The organism is Vibrio sp. K4 (genome assembly GCF_051122595.1).
Taxonomy (GTDB): Bacteria; Pseudomonadota; Gammaproteobacteria; order Enterobacterales; family Vibrionaceae; genus Vibrio; species Vibrio owensii.
The window spans coordinates 2,091,877-2,116,870 of the sequence record NZ_CP178578.1 but is presented as its reverse complement, the minus strand read 5'-3'; the positions used below and the strand labels follow the sequence as shown (position 1 = coordinate 2,116,870).

General features: G+C 48.9%; 3 protein-coding genes. 1 reads left to right on the top strand and 2 read right to left on the bottom strand.

Going from position 1 to position 24,994, the window contains the following annotated elements:
- Positions 1-2 precede the first annotated feature (2 nt).
- Both ACLIIY_RS26910 and ACLIIY_RS26905 read right to left on the bottom strand, forming a co-directional pair.
- Positions 3-1,352: an HlyD family type I secretion periplasmic adaptor subunit gene (locus tag ACLIIY_RS26910; protein WP_009704725.1), complete on the bottom strand. Its 1,350-nt coding sequence runs from the start codon at positions 1,350-1,352 to the stop codon at positions 3-5.
- Between the two features lie 12 nt (positions 1,353-1,364).
- On the bottom strand, positions 1,365-1,718 hold the full coding sequence (locus ACLIIY_RS26905) for a hypothetical protein (RefSeq protein ID WP_029790234.1): 354 nt from the start codon (positions 1,716-1,718) through the stop codon (positions 1,365-1,367).
- A gap of 200 nt (positions 1,719-1,918) precedes the next feature.
- On the opposite strand from ACLIIY_RS26905, the gene ACLIIY_RS26900 reads away from it, so the two are divergent.
- A complete protein-coding gene (locus tag ACLIIY_RS26900; protein ID WP_434528893.1) occupies positions 1,919-24,916 on the top strand; it encodes a tandem-95 repeat protein in 22,998 nt (7,665 codons plus the stop codon).
- Positions 24,917-24,994: the final 78 nt, after the last annotated feature.

Below are 24,994 nucleotides of genomic sequence, written 5' to 3'. Positions count from 1 at the left end.
CATTACCTCTCATCGAACGCGTCTTCGATAGCCGACATAACCGGCTTCGCAGCGTATTCGATAACCCGACGCGACCCTGTTTTCACGTCGGCGGTAAACTCCATGTAAGGGGACAGTTTGTATTGTGTGCCTCCACGCTCTAGATAGTTTTGGCTGATTTGGATTTCAGCGAGGTAGAATTCAGCGTCCTCTTCTTCATAGGACGAACGGCTGATCGACGCGATTCGACCTTCCAAAAATCCGTATTTGGCAAAGTTGTAGGTGTCCATCTTCACTTTGACTGCCTGTCCGATTTCAACAAAGCCCATGTCTTTACGTGGAATCTTCGCTTCGCCATGAAGGGAGTTATTGATCGGCGCAATGTCCGCGATACTTTCCCCCGGCGGTATCACGGCAGAGCGGAAGTTGAAGTGCACTTTATCCACCACACCATCAATAGGGGCGTAGACCACGAGGCGATCCACTTTGTCAGAGTGTTGAGGACGAAGAATGCGTTTTAGCTTGAGATCTTTCTTCGCTTGAATGATTTGCGCTTGGTATTCGGAGTTGCGATTTTCCACCAAGTCTCGGTACTGCTTTTCTAGTTTGTCGAGTTGGAAGCGCTCATTCATGACCGACTCATCGAGATTTTCAATCTCACGCACCATGTTTGATTCTTGAACCTGCATATTCAGAACATCGACATAAGATGCCATCTCTTCTTTATAGAGGGTGTTCTTGATATTGAGCTGCTTGCGAATCAACGAAAGCTGGTTCTCGGAACTTTTGCGGCGCTTAAGCATAGAATCAATCAAAGAATTCTTATGATTGATGTCGTGAGTGATCAACTCTTCATTAGATCGGTTTTTGGAAAACTCTTGCTGCCAGGTATTCATATTTACCTGAACGAGTTCTGGGTATTTTTCGATGTAGGCAGAGAAATCGGGCTCTACCATATCACGCAGGCTTTCATAACGGAGTTTGTCTAACTCGAGCTGAATGATTTCTGTGTTCACCGTATCGAGTTGAGTGTTTCTATCCAAAGAGCGAATGCGCGCAATGGGTTGACCTTCGTAAACCACTTCGCCTTTGCGCACTAACATTTCTTCGAGAATACCGCCTTCGAGGTGTTGCACTTTTTCTACGTCAGATTCCAGCAATAGCTCACCGCGCACCGACACCACAATGTCGATACGAGCTTGAGACGCCACGGCGATCGCCACCATTGAAAGCAAAAAGATAACCAGCAATGTTTTGTGTACGCTGGTCATCGCACTGGCTAGCACGATCGTATCGTCTGCGGTCACCTTCGAAGACTCGTTGTTGGACACGAGTGCTTTTCTGAGGTGGTGCTCGATCTGCTTGTTACTCATGATCCACCTCGGTTATTCATCATCTGCGCTGTCATCGATAGAGTTCTCGATATCTAACAGCTGGCTTATTTGTTTGTTCACGTTGTTGAGCTCAGTTTTGATGTCCTCAATCAATTCATTAGGTGCGGGAAAGTGGTGCTTACTTAAATGTTCTAGCTTTGCCATCTTGGGTGGTAAATCATCATCACAAAGCAGGACCAGAATGGTTTTCAGCTTTTTTGAGTAGCCGCTCAGCTCTTCAAAACGGTTTTGTTTATGCAGCATTTCGATGTTGATAGCCGCGCTGCTGAAATCCTTATAAAAATCTCCCAATAGCAATTGCAGCCCTTTGTGGCTGTTGTCGACTGAGCGCAACAGATTCGTCATGTTTATCATTGTTCCACCGCCCTAATTGCTTTAATGACAATAACTAAGGATCTTTAAATTGCGTTTTCAAATTTTTTTTACCTCTTTCTGGTTAAACAACATGAGTATGAAAAAAGTTGGATAAAAAAGTTGGTTTTCCAGAATGGTGTCCTTTACTGCCTCTAAACACGATCAGTTAGCTAATGGCAACGGAGGCTGTAATGGCAGGTGACAACAACCAAAATAACCAAAACAAAGACCTAAATGACGCGGTAGAACAAACGGAAACCAATGACGCGGGTACGCCCTCCCAGCAGCAGAATCAGCAAAATCAACAGAATACGATTGCTTCGACCGTAGCAACGGGTGCTGAAAATACCGATGCAGCAGACGAAGCCAATCAGGCGATGGAAGACAACCCAAGTAGTGCTGGATCTGAAGAAGAAGCCTCGGCGTCCGGTGGTGCGGTACAAGAAGACACGCCAGAGAGTAGCGGTGGTTCGGATGCCGCTCAATCGAACGTGGTAGACAGCGTGGCATCAGACGGTGGGTCTGGTGAAGAAGCGGCGGGCAGCGGCGGTGCTGCTTCAGGTACGGGTGCACAAGCTGTTGGTGGCGGTGATGCCTCTGGCTCTGAAGGTGGTTCGGACGCAGAAGGCAATGAGGCACAAGGACAAGCTGTACAAACTTCGGCTGCGCCAAGTGCCTCTTCATCCGATTCTGAAGGTTCACAAGGTGGTGATAACCTAGATTCAGAAACCACAGAAGAAACCTTTGCGGTGGACGTTCAAGACTCTAGCGAAGAGACCACAACGCAAGTAGAAGATGATTTCGACTCAGAAACCACGAGCGAAACGTTCCAAATTAAAGTCGAAGGTGAAAACGATGCGCCAGAGGTAGAACAAGATCTGGCTTACATCATGGATGAAGACGGCACCATTACCTTCACGCAAGAACAATTACTCGAATACGCAAGTGATGTTGATGGCGACGACCTTGTTGCGTCTAACGTCCAAGTAGGTGCGAATGCATCGGTTCAAGACAATGGTGACGGCACGTTCACCGTGGTTCCGGACGCTGATTTCAATGGTGAACTCGACTTAACGTTTGATATCAGTGATGGTCAAGAAACCGTTTCAAGCTCTATCGATTTAACTGTTCGTCCAATCAATGATGCACCAGTGCCTGAAGATAAAACCTTTGAGGTGGAAGAAGACGGAACTCTGATCTTCACCGATGCTGACCTGCTTGCTGGCGCAACGGATATTGAAGGCGATAACCTAACCGTTGAAGGTGTGAGTTACGATGGTGGCGACGGCATCCTGACCGACAACGGCAATGGGACTTACACTTTTGCGCCAAATGAAAACTTCAACGGCGATGTGAACTTCAGCTTTGATGTGTCCGACGGCGCAGATACGGTTTCTGCCAACATTGATGTCAGTGTTACGCCTGTCGATGACGCGCCAGTATCTGGCAATCTTGCTTACTCGGTGGATGAAGATGGCTCGATTCGTTTGAGCCAAGAGCAGTTGTTGTCGCAAGCTTCCGATGTGGAAGGCGATGCACTGACGGCATCTAATCTTTCGGTAGATGGCAACGCGACGGTGACTCAAAATGACGATGGTAGCTTCACCATCACACCAGACGCAGACTTCAATGGTGATATCGACATCAGCTTTGATATCTCAGATGGCACGAATACCGTTCAAGCAACCGCTGACCTAACGGTTAATCCAATCAACGATTTGCCTGTCCCTCAAGACCAGCAGTTCAGCGTGGAAGAAGATGGCACGCTGATCTTTACGGACGCAGACCTGCTTACTGGCGCAACGGATATTGAAGGCGATAACCTAACAGTTGAGGGCGTAAGCTACGACGGTGGTGACGGCATCCTGACCGACAACGGTAATGGGACTTACACTTTTGCGCCAAATGAAAACTTCAATGGTGACGTAAACTTCAGCTTTGATGTGTCCGACGGCACAGATACGGTTTCTGCCAACATTGATGTAAGCGTCACACCAGTCGATGATGCGCCAGTGTCTGGCAATCTTGCTTACTCAGTGGATGAAGATGGCTCGATTCGTTTGAGCCAAGAGCAGTTGTTGTCGCAAGCTTCCGATGTGGAAGGCGATGCACTGACGGCGTCTAACCTTTCGGTAGATGGCAACGCGACGGTGACTCAAAATGACGATGGTAGTTTCACTATCACGCCAGACGCAGATTTCAATGGTGATATCGACATCAGCTTCGATATTTCAGATGGCACGAATACCGTTCAAGCAACCGCTGACCTAACCGTTAATCCAATCAACGATCTGCCTGTTCCTCAAGACCAACAATTCAGTGTGGAAGAGGACGGCACGCTGCAATTTACTGATGCAGATCTGCTTGCAGGTGCTACCGACATTGAAGGCGATGACCTTTCTGTAACGGGAATCAGCTATGAAGGCACCGACGGCGTTCTAACTGACAATGGCGATGGCACATATAGCTTTGCGCCAAATGAGAACTTCAACGGCGATGTGAACTTCAGCTTCGACGTATCTGATGGCACAGATACGGTTTCAGCGAATGTAGATGTGAGCGTCACGCCGGTGAATGATCCTCCGGTGGCTGGTTCAACGTCTTACACGGTTCACGAAGACAACTCTATTACCATTTCTGACGCGCAACTGTTGGCAAATTCTTCGGATTTAGAAGGGGATGTCTCGATTGATAGCGTGAGCTACTCTGGCAGCGATGGTGTGTTGCAAATCAATGGTGACGGTACGTACACCTTCTCTCCAAATGAAAACTTTAATGGTGAAGTGACGCTTGATGTCGTCGTCGCTGATGAAGAAGGCGCAACGGATGCCACCACTGCTGGTATTACGGTGCTGGAAGTGAACGATCCACCAGTCGCTGGACCAACTTCTTACACTATTGATGAAGATTCAGTTCTGACGTTTAGTGAGTCGCAAGTGCTGTTGAATGCCTCTGATGTGGAAGGCGATGTAGAGCTTGTTGGCATTAGCTATGATGGTCCGGATGGCATTTTCACCGTTAACGATGATGGCACGTGCAGCTTCGCGCCAAACGAGAACTTTAACGGACAAGTTCAACTTGATGTGACCATTCGAGATGAAGATGGAGCAGAAGTTGATACCGTCATTAATGTGAATGTATTGCCAATCAATGATGCGCCAGTATCGGGTGATTTGGCTTACAGCGTTGATGAAGATGGAGCGATTACACTCAGCCAAGAGCAGCTTCTTTCTCAAGCGTCTGATATTGAGGGCGATGACCTGACTGCTAGCGATTTGACGGTCGATGGAAACGCAACCGTTACAGCGAACGATGATGGCAGCTTCACGATTACACCAGATGCGGACTTTAATGGTGACATTGATATCCAATTCAACATTACAGATGGCACAGACACAATCCAAGCAACGGCGGATCTAACGGTTAATCCAGTTAACGATCTTCCTGTTCCTCAAGACCAGCAGTTCAGTGTTGAAGAAGATGGCACGCTTCAGTTTACCGATGCAGACTTGCTTGCTGGCGCGACCGATATCGATGGCGACAACTTAACGGTTGATGGCATTAGCTACACAGGCAGCGATGGTGTGCTAACTGACCACGGTGATGGTACTTACACCTTTGCACCAAACGAAAACTTCAACGGTGATGTCAGCTTTAGCTTTGGTGTTTCTGACGGTACTGAAACCGTACCTGCAAATGTGGACGTGAGCGTCACTCCAGTGAACGATCCTCCGGTTGCGGGTTCAACGTCTTACACGGTTGATGAAGATAATGCGATTACCATTTCTGACGAGCAGCTTCTGGCTAACTCTTCGGATGTGGAAGGCGCAGTGTCCATCGATAGCGTGACCTATTCAGGCACCGATGGCGTATTCCAAGACAACGGTGACGGTACTTACACCTTCATGCCGAATGAGAACTTCAGTGGTGATATCAGCCTTGATGTGATTGTGGCGGATGAGCAAGGTGCGATTGACGAAACGACCGCAGGCATTACGGTCATTGAAGTGAATGATCCTCCAGTTGCCGGTCCAACGTCTTACACGGTTGACGAAGATTCAGTACTGACATTTAGTGAGTCACAAATTCTTGCCAACGCATCTGATATCGAGGGTGATGTAGAGCTTGTTGGCATCAGTTATGAAGGCTCGGATGGTATCTTTACCGTCAATGGCGATGGTACTTGCAGCTTTGCACCAAACGAGAACTTCAATGGTCAAGTTCAGTTGGATGTGACCATTCAAGATGAAAATGGGGCAACCGTTGATACGCACATCAATGTCGACGTATTGCCAATCAACGATCCACCAGTATCGGGCGATTTGGCTTACACCATCAACGAAGACAGCTCAATCACGCTAAGCCAAGAGCAGCTGCTTGCCAAAGCGGGCGATATTGATAGCGAGAACCTTGAAGCCATCAATCTATCGACAGATGACAACGCGACAATTCAATACAACGATGATGGCAGTTACACCATCACACCGGATGAAAACTACAACGGCGACCTAGATCTGACCTTCGATATCATTGATAACGATGGCGGCTCGGTACAAGTTGGTCTGGATATTACTGTTAATCCTGTGAATGACTTGCCACAAGCGCAAGATCAACAGTTCACGGTAGAAGAAGATGGCACCTTGCTGTTCACGGATGCAGACCTATTGGAAGGCGCATCGGATATTGATGGCGATGATCTGTCTATCGAAAACGTTCTCTACACAGGTGCGGACGGCGTGCTTACCGATAATGGTGATGGCACTTACAGCTTCGCGCCGAATGAGAACTTCAACGGTGATGTTCAGTTCACATTCGATGTGTCTGACGGCACAGGTTCAACACCTGCATTCATTGATGTCAGCGTGACTCCAGTGAACGATCCGCCGGTGGCAGGTTCTACGTCTTACACGGTTCAAGAAGACGGTCAAATCACCATTAGTGACGAGCAATTGTTAGCCAACTCTTCTGATGTGGAAGGCGACGTAGCCTTGGCGAATGTTAGCTACTCTGGTAACGACGGTAGCTTCGTGGACAATGGCGACGGCACATATACCTTTACGCCAAATGAGAACTTTGACGGTAACATTTCGCTCGACGTTATGGTTATCGACCAAGATGGTGCAACAGATACGACAACCGCAGGCATCGATGTTATCGCGGTGAACGACGCACCTGAAACGTCAGGCATTCAAGCTGAAGTGGATGAAGATAACGCCATCACCATCACGCAAGAACAATTGCTTGCGAATGCGACAGACATTGAAGGTGATGACCTTGTTGCCAGCAATCTACAAACCAATGACCCAGATGCGACGATCGTAGCCAATGACGATGGTTCTTTCACCATTACGCACACCGAAAACTTTAACGGTGAGTTGGACTTCACTTACAACATCAGCGATGGCGAAAATGATGTTCTGACCACGTTGGATCTGACCGTTAACCCTGTCAACGATGCGCCAGAAGCGGGCGACGAGATCTTTATTCAAGCGGAAGAAGACCAAACAGTGGGTGTTTCTCTGCGTGAAGAGCCTGCTTTACGTCTCGACCAAGCCCCTGAAAACGGCATCATTGAAGCGAATCTAAATGACGAATGGGTACAGCTAGAAGTCGGGCAGGAGGTTCCTGCAGACACGGAAGTGCGCTTCATTCCAAATGATGATGCATTGGCGAACGGTACGCATACGAGTCAAATTGGTACCTTTGACGACAACGCTAGCCTCGATGATTGGGGTACTGCTGTTGACCCTTACACACGTGAGTTTGTTGATGGTGATTTGAAAGTTACCGTTCAAAGTAATGATGACCCACTCGGTGCGTGGAATGGTAAAACACACATCGGTCACGGTATTGGTGATACTGACCGTCAAGGCTTGAGCGGTGATGAAAAACTAACTGTGACCGTTGAAGGTCAAGATATCAACGAAATCAGATTCCACCTAGATGGTCTAGGCGGCTGGTTTATGGAAGAGTCTCGCCACTTTACCGAAGTCGAAATTCGCGCCTTCAACTCTGATGGTGACTTGATCGACTCGATGACTTACCACAAAGAAGATCGTGGTAGCTATGAGACGGATTACACCCTAACGGTGAACGAGCCTGTATCTTACTTTGAGTTAGGTACGATTCAAGGTAACGGTACATACGTGGTTCAAAACATGACGGTTTCGCAAACTTGTCATGATGAAGCGGTGTTCACATCTATTGGCGTGGACGGCACGGAAATCACGGAAACGGTAGAACTGAATATCCGTGAAGGTGACAGTGAAATCGAACTGACGGCTGATCTGCCAAATGTGACCATTGATACCGAAGGTTCTACGCAGTTTGCATCTGTGGTTATCACAGAAGAGCAGCTTTTAGCACAAGCGAGTGATATCGATAGCGATGTTCTTGATATTCAAAACCTAGAGCTGGTGGGGGATAACGCGGAGCACGCTACGTTAACCGACAACGGCGATGGTACGTGGACAGTCACACCAGATGAGAACTTCTACGGTGAAATTGAGCTTGGTTACCAAGTTACAGATGGTGAACTCACTGACGACAACATCATCAACATCAACTTTGAAGCAGTAAACGATGCGCCAATTGTTTCTGGTCCGATTGTGTTGTCGACTGATGAGGATGTGGGCATTACGTTTAGCGCGGACGATCTGCTTGCCAATGCAAGTGACGTGGAAGGCGATGCGCTGTCTATCTCTGATATCTCTTACAGCGGTGATAACGGTGAGCTTGTCGACAATGGCGACGGCACTTACACCTTTATGCCGAATGAAAACTTCAATGGTGAAGTCGACATTGATTACAAAGTCTTCGATGGCACCGATGAAGTCGACACCCATCTAGATCTGACCGTTATTCCAGTCAATGATGTGCCAGTTCCTGGTGCGCCGCTGCATACTCAAATGCTAGAAAACGGCACCATCATCATCGAAGCAAAAGACCTACTATCAGGTGCGACCGATGTGGATGGCGACATTCTGCATATCGAGAATCTACTGCTTGTTGACCAGTCACAAGGTACGTTGACAGACAACGGCGACAACACCTTTACCTTCGAGCCAACTTCGAACTTCTATGGTGAAGTGAACCTGACCTTCGACATCAGCGACGGTCAAGCAAGTGCACCAAGCACTGCGAAGATCGATGTTGAGATCGTCAACGAAGGTCCAGAGGTCAGCGGTCCGGTTGATGCGGTCGTCGATGAAGATGGCTCAATTACCATCACTCAAGAAGACTTGTTGGCGAACGCGACGGACGTGGATGGTGACAACCTTGAAGCGGTGAACCTGTCGACCAACGATCCTAATGCAACCATCGTTGAGAACGCTGATGGTAGCTTCACGATTACACCGAGCGAAAACTTCTTTGGTGAAATCGAATTTACTTATGACGTAACTGACGCGATCGAAACCGTCGCTGCGGATCTAAACCTCACCGTTAACCCAGTGAACGACCTGCCAGATGTACCTGATTTGTCCTTCACTACAGAAGATGGCGAAGCGATCACGATTACTGAAGCAGAGCTGCTGGCTCAAGCGACGGACATCGAAGGCGATGACTTATCTGTTGTGAACGTGACGAGCTTAAGCGATACGGTTCAAGTAACAGACAATGGCGATGGCACTTACACGTTAACGCCAGAGCAAGGCTTCTTTGGTAATGTTGACCTCACGTTTGATGTGAGCGATGGCACCGATGTGGTGGCGGCAAACATCGACTTGAAAGTTGAGTTCGTCAACGACGCACCAGAAGCAGCACCAATCGTGGCAGACGTGGACGAGGATGGTTCTATTCTCGTGACACAAGAAATGCTGCTTGAAAATGCCAGCGATCAAGATGGTGATGACCTATACGCAACGGCACTAGAAACCAATGATCCTAACGCAACGATTGTAGACAATGGTGACGGTACCTATACCGTGACGCCATCTGAGAACTTTAATGGTGAAATTGCGTTTACCTATGAAGTGAACGACGGCGAGCTAAGCACTTCAACTGATATGACACTGACGGTTAATCCCGTAAATGATATCCCAATTGTCGCACCAGCCATGTATAGCATCGAAGAGGATGGCAGCATCCTGTTCACGCAAGAAGATCTTCTAAGCGGTGCGATTGATATCGATGGTGATGACCTCACTGTTACGAGCATTAACTACTCGGGTGATGAAGGTACTGTAACGGACAACGGTGACGGTACATTTAGCTTCGTACCAGAAGAGCACTTCAGTGGTGACTTGCAGTTCAGCTTTACGGTTTCTGACGGCACTGATGAAGTTGAGCAAGACATTAATGTCCATATCGAAGCCGTGGCTGATGCGCCAGACCTAGTCATCACTGATGGCGATGGTCGAAACGTGGATGACCAAGCGATCTTGGTTGAGCCAGGCGGTATTGTTGAAGTGAACATCGCCGCAGCATTGGTTGACCAAGACTTGTCAGAAACGCTGACTGTGACCGTTGATGGTGTTCCAGAAGGTTCGGTGATCAGCTACGACAACGAAGGGGTACTTAACGATCAAGACAACGGTATCACCAGTTTCAACGATACTGAAATCACGGTTACGTTTGAAGGTGAAACCGCGGGTTACCAAAACACAGCGGGTTACTACAAAGTCGATGAAGATGGCAACATCACGGGCGTTGAAGTGGTATACGAAAACGCCTCTCAAGTTGGCGGCGGCGGTGACCTCGTTCCGGGACAAGATCAGTTCAGCTTCCAAATCTCGGAAGGGGAAAGCTTCAACCTATTCTTGATTCCTAACGGTCATAACTTCAATGACTTTGCATCCATGCAAGATGGTCAGTACGAGTTCCGTGCGGCAGATGGCTCTCCTGCGAACATGGATACAGTTGACCCACAACTCGTGTTTGTTGGCGCTGATGGTTCTGAAACCGTGATTCAAAGCCAATTCGGTGATGCAGTCTTCCATGGTGGTTCAAGCTCAGAGCTCAACCAAGATGGCATTGAACATACCCGAACTACCGTGAACGAAGACGGTGAACTGGTTTACGGCTTTGAAGATCTTTACGGTGGCGGCGATGCCGATTACACCGACTTCAACTTCACCATTGATGTGGGTGAAGTGAACAGCCAAATCTACAGCGGTGAAGTTACAGTCGGTCCAGATGGTTCTGTAACGCTTCCAACCACAGCAATTGAACAAGAGCTACAGATTCAATTGCCAGAAGACTTTAACCAACAGCTAGAAATCAATGTAACGGCAACGGCAACAGAGCTATCAAATAATGATTCTGAAACCGTTTCTCAAACCATCTATGTCAATGCAACAGGTGCCCACATTGAACATGCGCCTGAAGCATTGCCTGTTTCAGCGATGGTTGAAGAAGATGGTTCAATCCTAATTACGCAAGAAGATTTGCTTGCTAATGCCCGTGACTTGGATGGAGACCAACTGACAGCGCTGAATTTGGCAACGGATGATGAAAACATCACCATCACAGACAATGGCGACGGTACTTACACCTTAACGCCAGATGCGGACTTTAATGGTGATATCACCTTTACGTTCGATGTGTCGGACGGCGATGATGTTGTCTCTACCAACCTTGAGTTATTGGTGTCACCAGTTAACGATGCGCCAGAACCACAAGATCAAGCGTTCACTGTTGGTGAAGATGGTGTGCTGACCTTTACTGATGCGGATCTGCTAACAGGCGCTACCGACATTGAAGGGGATGACCTCTCTGTTGAGGGCGTCACTTACACAGGCGCAGACGGTGTTCTTACTGACAATGGCGATGGCACATACAGCTTTGCACCGAACGAAAACTTCAATGGCGACGTAAACTTTACCTTCGATGTTTCTGATGGCACGGATACTGTGACCGCGAATATCGATGTAACAGTGACGCCAGAGAACGATCCACCGGTTGCAGGCAGCACGGCTTACACCGTTCATGAAGACAATTCGATTACCATCAGTGACGAACAGCTATTAGCGAACTCATCGGATATTGAAGGCGATGTGTTGATTGATAGCGTGAGCTACAGCGGTAACGATGGTGTGTTAGAAATCAACGGTGATGGTACTTACACCTTCTCACCAAACGAGAACTTCAGTGGCGAGGTGAGCCTAGATGTTGTCGTTGTCGATGAAGAAGGTGCAACGGACTCTACTACTGCTGGCATTACTGTGATTGAGGTAAATGACCCACCAATCGCAGGTCCTACCGCATACACTATCGATGAAGACCAAGTTCTAACCTTCAGTGAATCGCAAGTGCTACTGAATGCTTCGGATGTTGAAGGGGATGTTGAGCTAGTTGGCATCAGCTACGACGGTCCAGATGGTATCTTCTCAGTAAACGGCGATGGCACTTGTAGCTTTGCTCCGAATGAAAACTTCAACGGCCAAGTACAGTTGGATGTGACCATTCGCGATGAAGATGGTGCAGAGGTCGATACTTACATCACAGTCGATGTCTTACCAATCAATGATGCACCAGTATCGGGTAACTTGGCGTACAGCGTTGACGAAGACAACTCAATCACACTGAGCCAAGAGCAGCTTCTTGCTCAAGCATCGGATGTAGAAGGTGACGCATTAACCGCATCTAATCTAGTGGTTGATGGCGATGCAACGGTTACGGCAAACGACGATGGTAGCTTCACTATCACGCCAGATGCGAACTTCAATGGCGACATTGATATCATGTTCGATATCAACGACGGCAGCGATACTATTGTTGCAACGGCGGACCTTACTGTTAACCCAGTTAATGATTTGCCGCAGCCAGAAGATCAAGCGTTCACCATTGGTGAAGATGGCGTGTTGACCTTCACGGATCAAGACCTGTTGGATGGTGCAACGGACATCGATGGTGATGACCTATCGGTAGAAGGTGTGAGCTACACTGGCGCAGATGGTGTCCTAACCGACAACGGTGACGGTACTTACAGCTTCGCGCCAAACGAGAATTTCAATGGCGACGTGAACTTCACCTTCGATGTTTCTGATGGCACGGATACTGTCACCGCGAATATCGATGTGACAGTCACACCAGAGAACGATCCACCGGTAGCAGGCAGCACGTCTTACACAGTGCATGAAGATAATTCGATCACCATCAGTGACGAGCAGTTATTGGCAAATTCATCAGACGTCGAAGGAGATGTCTCGGTTGATAGCGTCAGCTACAGCGGCACAGATGGTGTGTTCCAAGACAATGGTGATGGTACGTACACCTTCTCGCCAAACGAGAACTTCAATGGCGAAGTGAGCCTAGATGTTGTCGTAGTCGATGAAGACGGTGCAACGGATTCAACTACCGCAGGTATTACAGTACTTGAGGTGAACGATCCACCAATTGCAGGCGCGACCAGCTACTCAGTGAACGAAGACGAAGTCATCACCATTAGCTCTGAGCAGTTATTGGCGAACGCTTCTGACGTTGAAGGTGAAGTTGCGATTGATAGCGTAAGCTACAGCGGCTCTGACGGTATCTTTACTGATAACGGTGACGGCACATTCAGCTTCGCACCAAACGCCAACTTTGATGGCGATGTTAGCCTAGATGTTGTGGTTGTTGATGAAGACGGTGCAACTGCGGCAACTAACGCAAACATCGATGTATTGCCAATCAACGATGCGCCAGTATCGGGCAACTTGGCTTACAGTGTCGATGAAGACAATTCAATTACGCTAAGCCAAGAGCAGCTTCTTGCTCAAGCATCGGATGTAGAAGGCGACGCGCTAACCGCGACTAACCTAGTGGTTGACGGTGATGCAACGGTTACGGCAAATGATGATGGCAGCTTTACCATTACGCCTGATGTGAACTTCAATGGTGACATTGATATCACGTTCGACATCAACGACGGTACCGACACTATTGTTGCAACGGCTGACCTAACGGTTAATCCAGTTAACGACCTACCACAGCCAGAAGATCAAGCGTTCACCATTGGTGAAGATGGCGTCTTGCTGTTCACTGATGAAGATCTGCTTGATGGCGCAACGGATATCGATGGCGATGACCTATCGGTTGAAGGCGTGAGCTACACTGGTGCAGATGGTGTCCTAACCGACAACGGTGACGGTACTTACAGCTTCGCGCCAAACGAAAACTTCAATGGCGATGTGAACTTTACCTTCGATGTCTCTGACGGCACGGATACCGTGACCGCAAATATCGATGTAAGCGTGACGCCAGAGAACGATCCACCAGTGGCAGGCAGCACGTCTTACACGGTGCATGAAGATAATTCGATCACCATCAGTAACGAACAACTATTGGCTAACTCATCTGACGTCGAAGGCGAAGTCGCGATTGATAGTGTCAGCTACAGTGGCGCAGATGGTGTGTTCCAAGACAATGGTGACGGCACTTACACCTTCTCGCCAAACGAGAACTTCAATGGTGAAGTGAGCCTTGACGTTGTGGTTGTCGATGAAGACGGTGCGACGGATTCAACCACCGCAGGTATTACGGTACTTGAGGTGAACGATCCGCCAATTGCCGGCGCGACCAGCTACTCAGTGAACGAAGACGAAGTCATCACCATTAGCTCTGAGCAGCTATTGGCGAATGCTTCTGACGTTGAAGGTGACGTCGCGATTGATAGCGTCAGCTACAGTGGCTCCGACGGTATCTTTACTGACAACGGCGATGGCACATTCAGCTTCGCACCAAATGAAAACTTCAACGGTGACGTCAGTCTTGATGTTGTCGTTGTTGATGAAGACGGTGCAACTGCGTCAACCAATGCAAGCATCGATGTATTGCCAATCAATGATGCTCCGGTATCAGGTGATTTGGCTTACAGCGTGGATGAAGATGGTTCTATCACTCTCAGCCAAGAGCAACTTCTTGCACAAGCAGGCGACGTGGATGGCGATGACCTAACGGCATCTAACCTGACTGTCGATGGCAATGCGACCGTTGTTGCGAATGACGATGGTAGCTTCACTATCACGCCGGATGCAGACTTCAATGGCGGCATTGATCTGAGCTTCGACATTACGGACGGCGATGCGACCATTCAAGCCACTGCCGATCTGACTGTGAACCCAGTGAATGACTTGCCAACGGTTGGTCAGCCACAGTTTGTTACGCAAGAAGACACCAGCTTCACCTTCACCGAAGAGCAACTGCTGCAAAATGCAGGTGATATCGATGGTGATAACCTAACGGTTGAAAACGTTGCTTCTGACAGCGGTACTTTAGTCGACAACGGTGACGGCACGTACACCTTTGCGCCGAATGAAAACTTCGATGGCAACGTGAACGTGACGTTTGATGTCAACGATGGCACCGCAACCGTACCAGCAGAAGCGAACATTGATGTTCAATCTGTGGTTGATATGCCAGAGCTGTCGATTGCTTCGGACTTGGTGATTGCGTCTGATAACTTCGAGTCTGGCTCGAACGGTTGGAACGCAAACACCGAAAGTTCACAAGGCTTCGAAACGGGCGACATGCTGGGTCGTATTGGTGGCACTGGCGGTGATGAAGCGGTCAGCAAAACTTATGATATTCCAAGTGATATCAACGAAGTGAATATCTCGTTTAGCTTCTACGAAATCGACTCTTGGGATGGCGAGTCGTTCCAAATCTTTGTCGGCGGCGAACAGCTAACCACCTTGGAGAACTCCGCGTTCCGCACTCAAGATGGTACGACAACGCTTTACGACTCAGATGGTAATGAAGTGGGTGAAGTGATCCACGGAGCCTCTCAACGTGAAGGCTTCAGTGGTTGGAATGACCAAGCACACCAAATCAATCTGACGGTTCCTGTCGAGGATGGCGAACTACAACTCGGCTTCGGTTCAACCTTGAATCAAGACGTTTGGGATGAGTCGTTTGGTATCGACAACATCGAAATCACGGTAGCGGATGCGGATTACCAAATCATTGGTACCGAAGATACACCAGTGCCGCTTGATATCGATGCAGCGTTAACCGATACCGATGGCTCAGAAAACCTCTCTATCTTGATTGAAGATGTGCCAGAAGGCAGCTCACTATCAGCAGGTGTTGATAATGGCGACGGCACTTGGTCACTACAACCTGGCGAGCTAGAAGGGCTAGAGTTTATTCCTTCTGCGGACTTCAATGGCGATGTGACGCTAACCGTAAATGCAACCTCTACGGATGTGGATACAGGTACAACGGCGACAGCGACGCAAGATGTGACGATTCATATCTCGCCAACCAATGATGCACCAGAAGTGACGGGGGATATCACGGCGGTCACTGCCGAAGACAACAGCATCACGTTGACTCAAGAGCAGTTACTGGAGCACGCTGTTGATATCGATGGCGATGACCTAAGTGCAATCAACCTGAGCACCAATGATGAAAATGCAACGGTTGAAATGAACGAGGATGGCAGTTTCACCATTACTCCGAGCGAGAACTTCTATGGTGACATTGAGTTTAGTTACGATGTCACGGATGGCGAAGAGGTGGTTGCGGCTGGTCTTGACCTAACCGTTACACCAGTCAATGACGCTCCAGAGCCACAAGATCAAGCGTTCACCGTGGGTGAGGACGGTCTTCTTACCTTCACTGATGCGGACTTGTTAACAGGCGCGACGGATGTAGAAGGTGACAACCTAACAGTTGAAGGCGTGACTTACACAGGTGCAGACGGTGTTCTCACCGACAATGGTGACGGCACTTACAGCTTCGCACCGAATGAGAACTTCAATGGCGATGTGAACTTCACTTTCGATGTGTCAGACGGTACGGATACGACCTCTGCCAACATTGATGTGAGTGTGACGCCAGAGAACGATCCTCCGGTGGCGGGCAGCACGTCTTACACAGTACATGAAGACAACTCGATCACCATCAGTGACGAGCAACTACTGGCTAATTCGTCTGATATCGAGGGTGATGTTGCGATCAGCAGCGTGAGTTACAGCGGTAACGACGGTGTGCTCGAAATTAATGGCGATGGTACTTACACCTTCTCACCAAACGAAAACTTTACAGGCGATGTTAGCCTAGATGTTGTCGTGGTTGACGAGGACGGCGCGGTTGATACAACAACAGCGGGTATTACCGTTCTTGAGGTGAACGATCCACCAATCGCAGGCGTAACCAGTTACACCATTGATGAAGATGAAGTCATCACCATCAGTGCAGAACAGTTGTTGGCAAACTCTTCCGATATTGAAGGTGAGGTAGCATTAGATAGCGTGAGCTACAGTGGCAGCGAAGGTATCTTTACCGACAATGGTGATGGTACGTTCAGTTTTGCACCAAACCAAAATTTCAATGGTGAAGTGAATCTTGATGTTGTAGTCGTGGACGAAGATGGTGCGACCGCTTCGACGACGGCAAACATTGATGTTCTGCCAATCAATGATGCTCCAGTATCGGGCGACTTGGCTTACAGCGTCGATGAAGACAACTCGATCACGCTAAGCCAAGAACAATTGTTGGCACAAGCAACGGATGTAGAAGGTGATGCACTAACCGCTTCTAACCTAGTGGTTGACGGTGATGCGACGGTTACGGCTAATGACGATGGTAGCTTTACCATTACGCCTGACGCGAACTTCAATGGCGACATTGATATCACGTTCGATATCAACGATGGCAGCGATACTATCGTTGCAACGGCTGACCTAACGGTTAACCCAGTTAATGACTTGCCGCAGCCTGAGGATCAAGCGTTCACCATTGGTGAAGATGGCGTGTTGACCTTCACTGACCAAGATCTGCTTGATGGCGCAACGGATATCGATGGCGATGACCTATCGGTAGAAGGTGTCACATACACTGGCGCGGACGGTGTCCTAACTGACAATGGCGATGGCACATACAGCTTCGCTCCAAACGAAAACTTCAATGGAGAGGTGAACTTTACCTTCGATGTTTCTGATGGCACGGATACCGTGACGGCGAATATCGATGTGACAGTCACACCTGAGAACGATCCACCGGTTGCGGGCAGCACCTCTTACACAGTGCATGAAGACAACTCGATCACCATTAGTGACGAGCAGTTACTGGCGAATTCATCAGACGTCGAAGGAGATGTCGCGGTTGATAGCGTTAGCTACAGCGGAACAGATGGTGTGTTCCAAGACAATGGTGACGGTACGTACACCTTCTCGCCAAACGAGAACTTCAATGGCGAAGTGAGCCTAGATGTTGTCGTGGTCGATGAAGACGGTGCGACGGATTCGACTACAGCAGGTATTACAGTACTTGAGGTGAACGATCCACCAATTGCAGGCGTGACTAGCTACTCAGTGAACGAAGACGAAGTCATCACCATTAGCTCTGAGCAGTTATTGGCGAACGCTTCTGACGTTGAAGGTGAAGTTGCGATTGATAGCGTAAGCTACAGCGGCTCTGACGGTATCTTTACTGATAACGGTGACGGCACATTCAGCTTCGCACCAAACGCAAACTTCGATGGCGATGTGAGCCTAAATGTTGTGGTTGTTGATGAAGACGGTGCAACTGCGTCAACTAATGCAAACATCGATGTATTGCCAATCAATGATGCGCCAGTATCGGGCAACTTGGCTTACAGTGTTGATGAAGACAATTCAATTACGCTTAGCCAAGAGCAGCTTCTTGCTCAAGCATCGGATGTAGAAGGGGACGCGCTAACCGCCACTAACCTAGTGGTTGACGGTGATGCAACGGTTACGGCAAACGATGATGGCAGCTTTACCATTACACCTGATGCGAACTTCAATGGTGACATTGATATCACGTTCGATATCAACGATGGCAGCGACACTATTGTTGCAACGGCTGACCTAACGGTTAATCCAGTTAACGACCTTCCACAGCCAGAAGATCAAGCGTTTACCATTGGTGAAGATGGCGTCTTGCTCTTCACTGATGAAGATCTGCTTGATGGCGCAACGGATATCGATGGCGATAATCTATCGGTTGAAGGTGTCACTTACACAGGTGCAGACGGTGTCCTAACCGACAATGGTGATGGCACTTACAGCTTCGCGCCAAACGAAAACTTCAATGGCGACGTGAACTTTACCTTCGATGTTTCCGATGGCACGGATACCGTGACGGCGAATATCGACGTAAGCGTGACGCCAGAGAACGATCCTCCGGTTGCAGGCAGCACGTCTTACACGGTGCATGAAGACAATTCGATCACCATCAGTAACGAACAACTATTGGCTAACTCATCTGACGTCGAAGGCGAAGTAGCAATCGACAGCGTCAGCTACAGCGGCGCAGATGGCGTGTTCCAAGACAATGGTGATGGTACTTACACCTTCTCGCCAAACGAGAACTTCAATGGTGAAGTGAGCCTAGATGTTGTTGTGGTAGACGAAGACGGTGCTACGGATTCAACCACCGCAGGTATTACAGTACTTGAGGTAAACGATCCACCAATTGCCGGTGCAACTAGCTACTCAGTCAACGAAGACGAAGTCATCACCATTAGCTCTGAGCAGTTATTGGCGAATGCTTCTGATGTTGAAGGTGACGTCGCGATTGATAGCGTCAGCTACAGCGGCTCCGACGGTATCTTTACTGACAACGGCGACGGTACATTCAGCTTCGCACCAAACGAAAACTTCAACGGTGACGTCAGTCTTGATGTTGTTGTGACTGATGAAGATGGCGCAACGGTAGCAACCAATGCAAACATCGATGTATTGCCAATCAATGATGCTCCGGTATCAGGTGATTTAGCTTACAGCGTGGATGAAGACGGCTCTATCACCCTCAGCCAAGAGCAGCTTCTTGCTCAAGCCGGCGACGTGGATGGTGATGACCTAACCGCATCCAACCTGACTGTTGACGGTAATGCGACCGTTGTTGCGAACGATGATGGTAGCTTCACTATCACACCGGATGCGGACTTCAATGGCGACATTGATCTGAGCTTCGACATTACGGACGGTGATGCAACCATTCAAGCGACTGCCGATCTGACTGTGAACCCAGTAAACGACTTGCCAACGGTTGGTCAGCCACAGTTTGTTACGCAAGAAGACACAAGCTTCACCTTCACCGAAGAGCAACTGCTGCAAAATGCAGGTGATATCGATGGTGATAACCTAACGGTTGAAAACGTTGCTTCTGACAGCGGTACTTTAGTCGACAACGGTGACGGCACGTACACCTTTGCGCCGAATGAAAACTTCGATGGCAACGTTAACGTGACGTTTGATGTCAACGATGGCACCGCAACCGTGCCAGCAGAAGCGAACATTGATGTTCAATCTGTGGTTGATATGCCAGAGCTTTCGATTGCTTCGGACTTGGTGATTGCTTCAGACAACTTCGAGTCTGGCTCGAACGGTTGGAATGCGAACACTGAGAGCTCACAAGGCTTCGAAACGGGCGATATGCTGGGTCGTATTGGTGGCACTGGCGGTGATGAAGCGGTCAGCAAAACCTACGAGATCCCAAGTGATGTTAATGAAGTGAATATATCGTTTAGCTTCTACGAAATCGATTCATGGGATGGCGAGTCGTTCCAAATCTTTGTCGGCGGTGAACAGCTAACCACCTTGGAAAACTCCGCGTTCCGTACTCAAGATGGTACGACAACGCTTTACGACTCAGATGGTAACGAAGTAGGTGAAGTGATCCACGGAGCTTCTCAACGTGAAGGCTTCAGTGGTTGGAATGACCAAGCTCACCAAATCAACCTGACGGTTCCTGTCGAGGATGGCGAACTGCAACTCGGCTTCGGTTCAACCTTGAATCAAGACGTTTGGGATGAATCGTTTGGTATCGACAACATCGAAATCACGGTAGCGGACGCGGATTACCAAATCATTGGTACCGAAGATACGCCAGTGCCGCTTGATATCGATGCAGCGTTAACCGATACCGATGGCTCAGAAAACCTCTCTATCTTGATTGAAGATGTGCCAGAAGGTAGCGCACTATCAGCAGGTGTTGATAATGGCGACGGCACTTGGTCACTACAACCAGGCGAGCTAGAAGGGCTAGAGTTTATTCCTTCTGCAGACTTCAATGGCGATGTGACGCTAACCGTGAACGCAACCTCTACGGATGTAGATACAGGTACAACAGCGACAGCGACGCAAGATGTGACGATTCATATCTCGCCAACCAATGATGCACCAGAAGTGACGGGTGATATCAGCGCAGTCACTGCCGAAGACAACAGCATCACGCTGACTCAAGAACAGTTACTTGAGCATGCCGTTGATATCGATGGTGACGATCTGAGCGCAATCAACTTAAGCACCAATGATGAAAATGCAACGGTTGAAATGAACGAGGATGGCAGCTTCACCATTACTCCAAGCGAAAACTTCTACGGCGACATTGAGTTTAGTTACGATGTCACGGATGGTGAAGAAGTGGTTGCGGCTGGTCTCGACTTATCAGTAACACCAGTTAATGATGCGCCTGAACCACAAGATCAAGCGTTCACCGTGGGTGAGGACGGTCTTCTTACCTTTACAGATGCAGACCTATTAACAGGCGCGACGGATGTAGAAGGTGACAACCTAACAGTTGAAGGAGTGACTTACACAGGTGCAGACGGTGTTCTCACCGACAATGGCGATGGCACGTACAGCTTCGCACCGAATGAGAACTTCAATGGCGATGTGAACTTCACTTTCGATGTGTCAGACGGTACGGATACGACCTCTGCCAACATTGATGTGAGTGTGACGCCAGAGAACGATCCTCCTGTGGCGGGCAGCACGTCTTACACAGTACATGAAGACAACTCGATCACCATCAGTAACGAGCAACTACTGGCTAATTCGTCGGATATTGAAGGCGACGTAGACATCAGTAGTGTGACTTACAGTGGCAACGATGGCGTCTTCCAAGACAATGGCGATGGTACGTACACCTTCTCTCCAAACGAGAACTTCAATGGCGAGGTCAGCCTAGACGTTGTAGTTGTCGATGAAGAGGGTGCGACAGACTCAACCACTGCGGGTATCACAGTACTTGAGGTGAACGATCCACCAATCGCAGGTGCGACAAGTTACTCTGTTAATGAAGACGAAGTCATTATCTTCACGGAAGAGCAACTGCTAGCGCAATCAAGTGACGTGGAAGGCGACGTGAGCCTAGAAAGCGTCTCTTACAGTGGTAGCGACGGCATTCTAACGGCGAATGACGATGGCACTTACAGCTTCGCACCAAATGAAAACTTCAACGGTGGCGTAAGCCTAGACGTAGTCGTCGTTGATGAAGACGGTGCAACTGCGACAACCAACGCGAACATTGATGTATTGCCAGTCAACGATGCTCCGGTATCTGGCGACTTGGCTTACAGCGTCGATGAAGACGGTTCAATCACATTGAGTCAAGAGCAGTTATTGGCTCAAGCGGGTGACGTAGACAGCGATAATCTAGAAGCAGTGAACTTAACCGCGGTAGCCAATGCAACCGTTGTTGAGAACCAAGATGGTAGCTTTACGATTACGCCTGATGCGAACTTCAATGGCGATATCGACCTAAGCTTCGACTTGATTGATAACGATGGTGCGAGCGTGGAAGTGGGCGTCGACCTAACGGTGAACCCAATTAACGATGCGCCGCAATCAACGCCAGTGAATATTGCTGGCACCGAAGATACCACCATTCTTATCACGCAGGACATGTTGCTTGCTAACGCGACAGACATCGACAACACCTACGACGAACTGTCTGCTGTCGACCTAGTGATTGATGAGCAATACGGTGACTTGCTAGACAACGGTGATGGCACTTGGTCATTCACTCCGGCTGAGAACTTCAATGGTGATGTGCCAATGTCGTTCGGTGTCAGCGATGGTGATTTAGTTACGCCAGTTGAAGGCAATCTAAACATCGAAGCGGTTAACGATGCACCAGAAGCGCCAACCATCCAGATGCAAGGCGAAGAAGATGTGGTCATGGTAATTGACCCAGCTTACATCGCTGATCAGGTCACGGATCTTGATGGTGACGAAATCAGCGTAGAAAGCATCACGGTTCGTGCGCCTGCAAACGCGACATTAACCCAGCAACCAGATGGTATGTACCACTTGGTAACCACCCAAGACTTCAATGGTTTGGTGGAACTGGGCTACACCGCGACGGATGGTGAAGAAGTGGTTGAAGGCTCGTTGAATGTGGATGTTATCCCAGTCAACGATGCTCCATTCAATGTGGGTAATGCCTTTATGGCAACCGACGAGGATGGCGCATTCACCTTCGACGCTGGCGACCTGATGAACTTGTTCGGTGATATCGACACTGAAAACCTAGTCGTATCACGCATTATCACCGCAGAAGGTGAAGATGGTGGTGAGGTAACAGACAACGGTGACGGTACTTGGACATTCACACCGACTGGCGATTTTGCAGGGGTTTCTGACTTGCAAGTTGTGGTAAGTGACGGTGAGTTTGAGACGGTACTTGATGTACCAGTGTTTGTTCGCCCTGTTGCGGATGGCGCGGTCATCACAACCGACCATGATGGTCCGTTAGTCTTCGGTGAGGACGAAACGGGTCACCTAGGCTTGAATGTCGGTCTGATCGACGATTCAGAAACGCTAAGTAACCTAGTGATGACTGGTTTCCCTGTTGGCTTCGAAGTTACGGATGGTGTGAACACCATTACCATCACGGAACCGGGTCAATACATTGACTTGAACGAGTGGGATATTTCAGACCTGCAAATGACGCCTCCGGCTGACTTTAATGGCGAGTTCTTCGTAACCGTGACCGCAACAACGGTGGATTATGGTGACGAGCCAGAAGAGTTCGAAGATGGCATCGATTCAGGTGACTTCGAAACCCTAGCGGGTGAGCCAGTTATTCTAACCGCTGATGACCTAATCGGATTGGCAGAAAACGTGGACGCTGACGCGGGTGATGAAGTGAAATTCGTTCACCTAGCTGATCGCAGCCAAGGTGAGATTGTCGATAACGGTGATGGCACATGGACATTCAATCCAGCACCGGGCTTTACTGGTGAAGCGGATATCGCTTACGTGATTGATAAAGACGGTGTGCTTCATGATGAGCAAACAGGCGTGGTCGTGAAAGAAGACGCACCACAAGAGAATGCTTCACCAGAAATCGACAGCATTTCTACCACAGAAATGGCAGCGGATGGCACCTTGTCGTTCACCAATGACGACATGCTATCGACCTTGAGCGATGCAGAAGGCGACAGCTTGAGCATTGAGTCAGTGAGCCTAATGGAAGGTCAAGGTGTGATAGAGACCGATAACCAAGGTAACTACCAATTCACACCAGCAGAAGGCTACACCGGAGATGTTCAAGTTGGCTTCATTGCAACTGACGGTGAAAACCGCATTGAGAGCTTCTTTAATGTCGACATCCAAGGTGAAGGTGAAACCACAACCAGCGAAGGCTACGCACTGGCTGATGATGGTTCACTAACACTAACGGAAGCGCAGTTGATTGATGAGCTTGGCATTAGCCCTTCTGCAGAAGTGTTGGATGTCGCCGATGCAAACGATGCTGGTTTCTTTGCGAAGTCAGGTGATGAAGAGTGGACATACTGGCCGAACGATGACTTCGATGGCAATTTGGCTATGGATGTTCAGGTCAACGACAATGGTGAAGTATCGACTCAGAATCTGAGCATCCAAGTTGCAGACGATTCAGCGCAAAGCGACGAGCCACAGATCCAAACTGCTCAAGCATCATCAGAGCAGCAAGTCGGCGAAGCGCAACAGCCTGAAGAGCAAGCAGCAAACGGTGCAGACAGTGAAGAGGAGAGCGCAGCTGATGTGACTGCAGCACCAGGCGATACCATTTCTATCTCGGTTCCAGATGAGGTCAGTGGTAACGAATCGGTGGATTATGCAGAAATGTCCGGTCTACCTGATGGTGCATCAGTAAGCAACGCACTGGATAACGGCGATGGCAGCTTCACATTAAGTGGCAACCTGAACCAACCAGTATCGGTTGACCTACCAGAAGGTTACGAAGGTACGAGCGAAATCCAATTCCAAGGTTACGACGAATTGGGCAGCGCGGTAGAAGGTGCGAGTGGCACAGTTGAAGTTGAAGTCGATGATCAATACACCATGCAAGGTTCTGCTCAAGATCAGCAACCAGACATGGCGGGTATGGAATCTGGCGGCAGCGACTGGACAAGTGCGGGAGGTCAAGACCAAGGTGTTGACTTCACGGATGACTCTGGCAGCTTCGACTCAGATACTCAAACGGGTACTGATCAAGGCAACGATTTCGATCAAAGCTCAATGTAACCAGTCCTAGACAATGGCAGTGTCATTGCTGCCCGAACCAAAGCCATGCAGAGCCTACTTTGCATGGCTTTTTTGTTG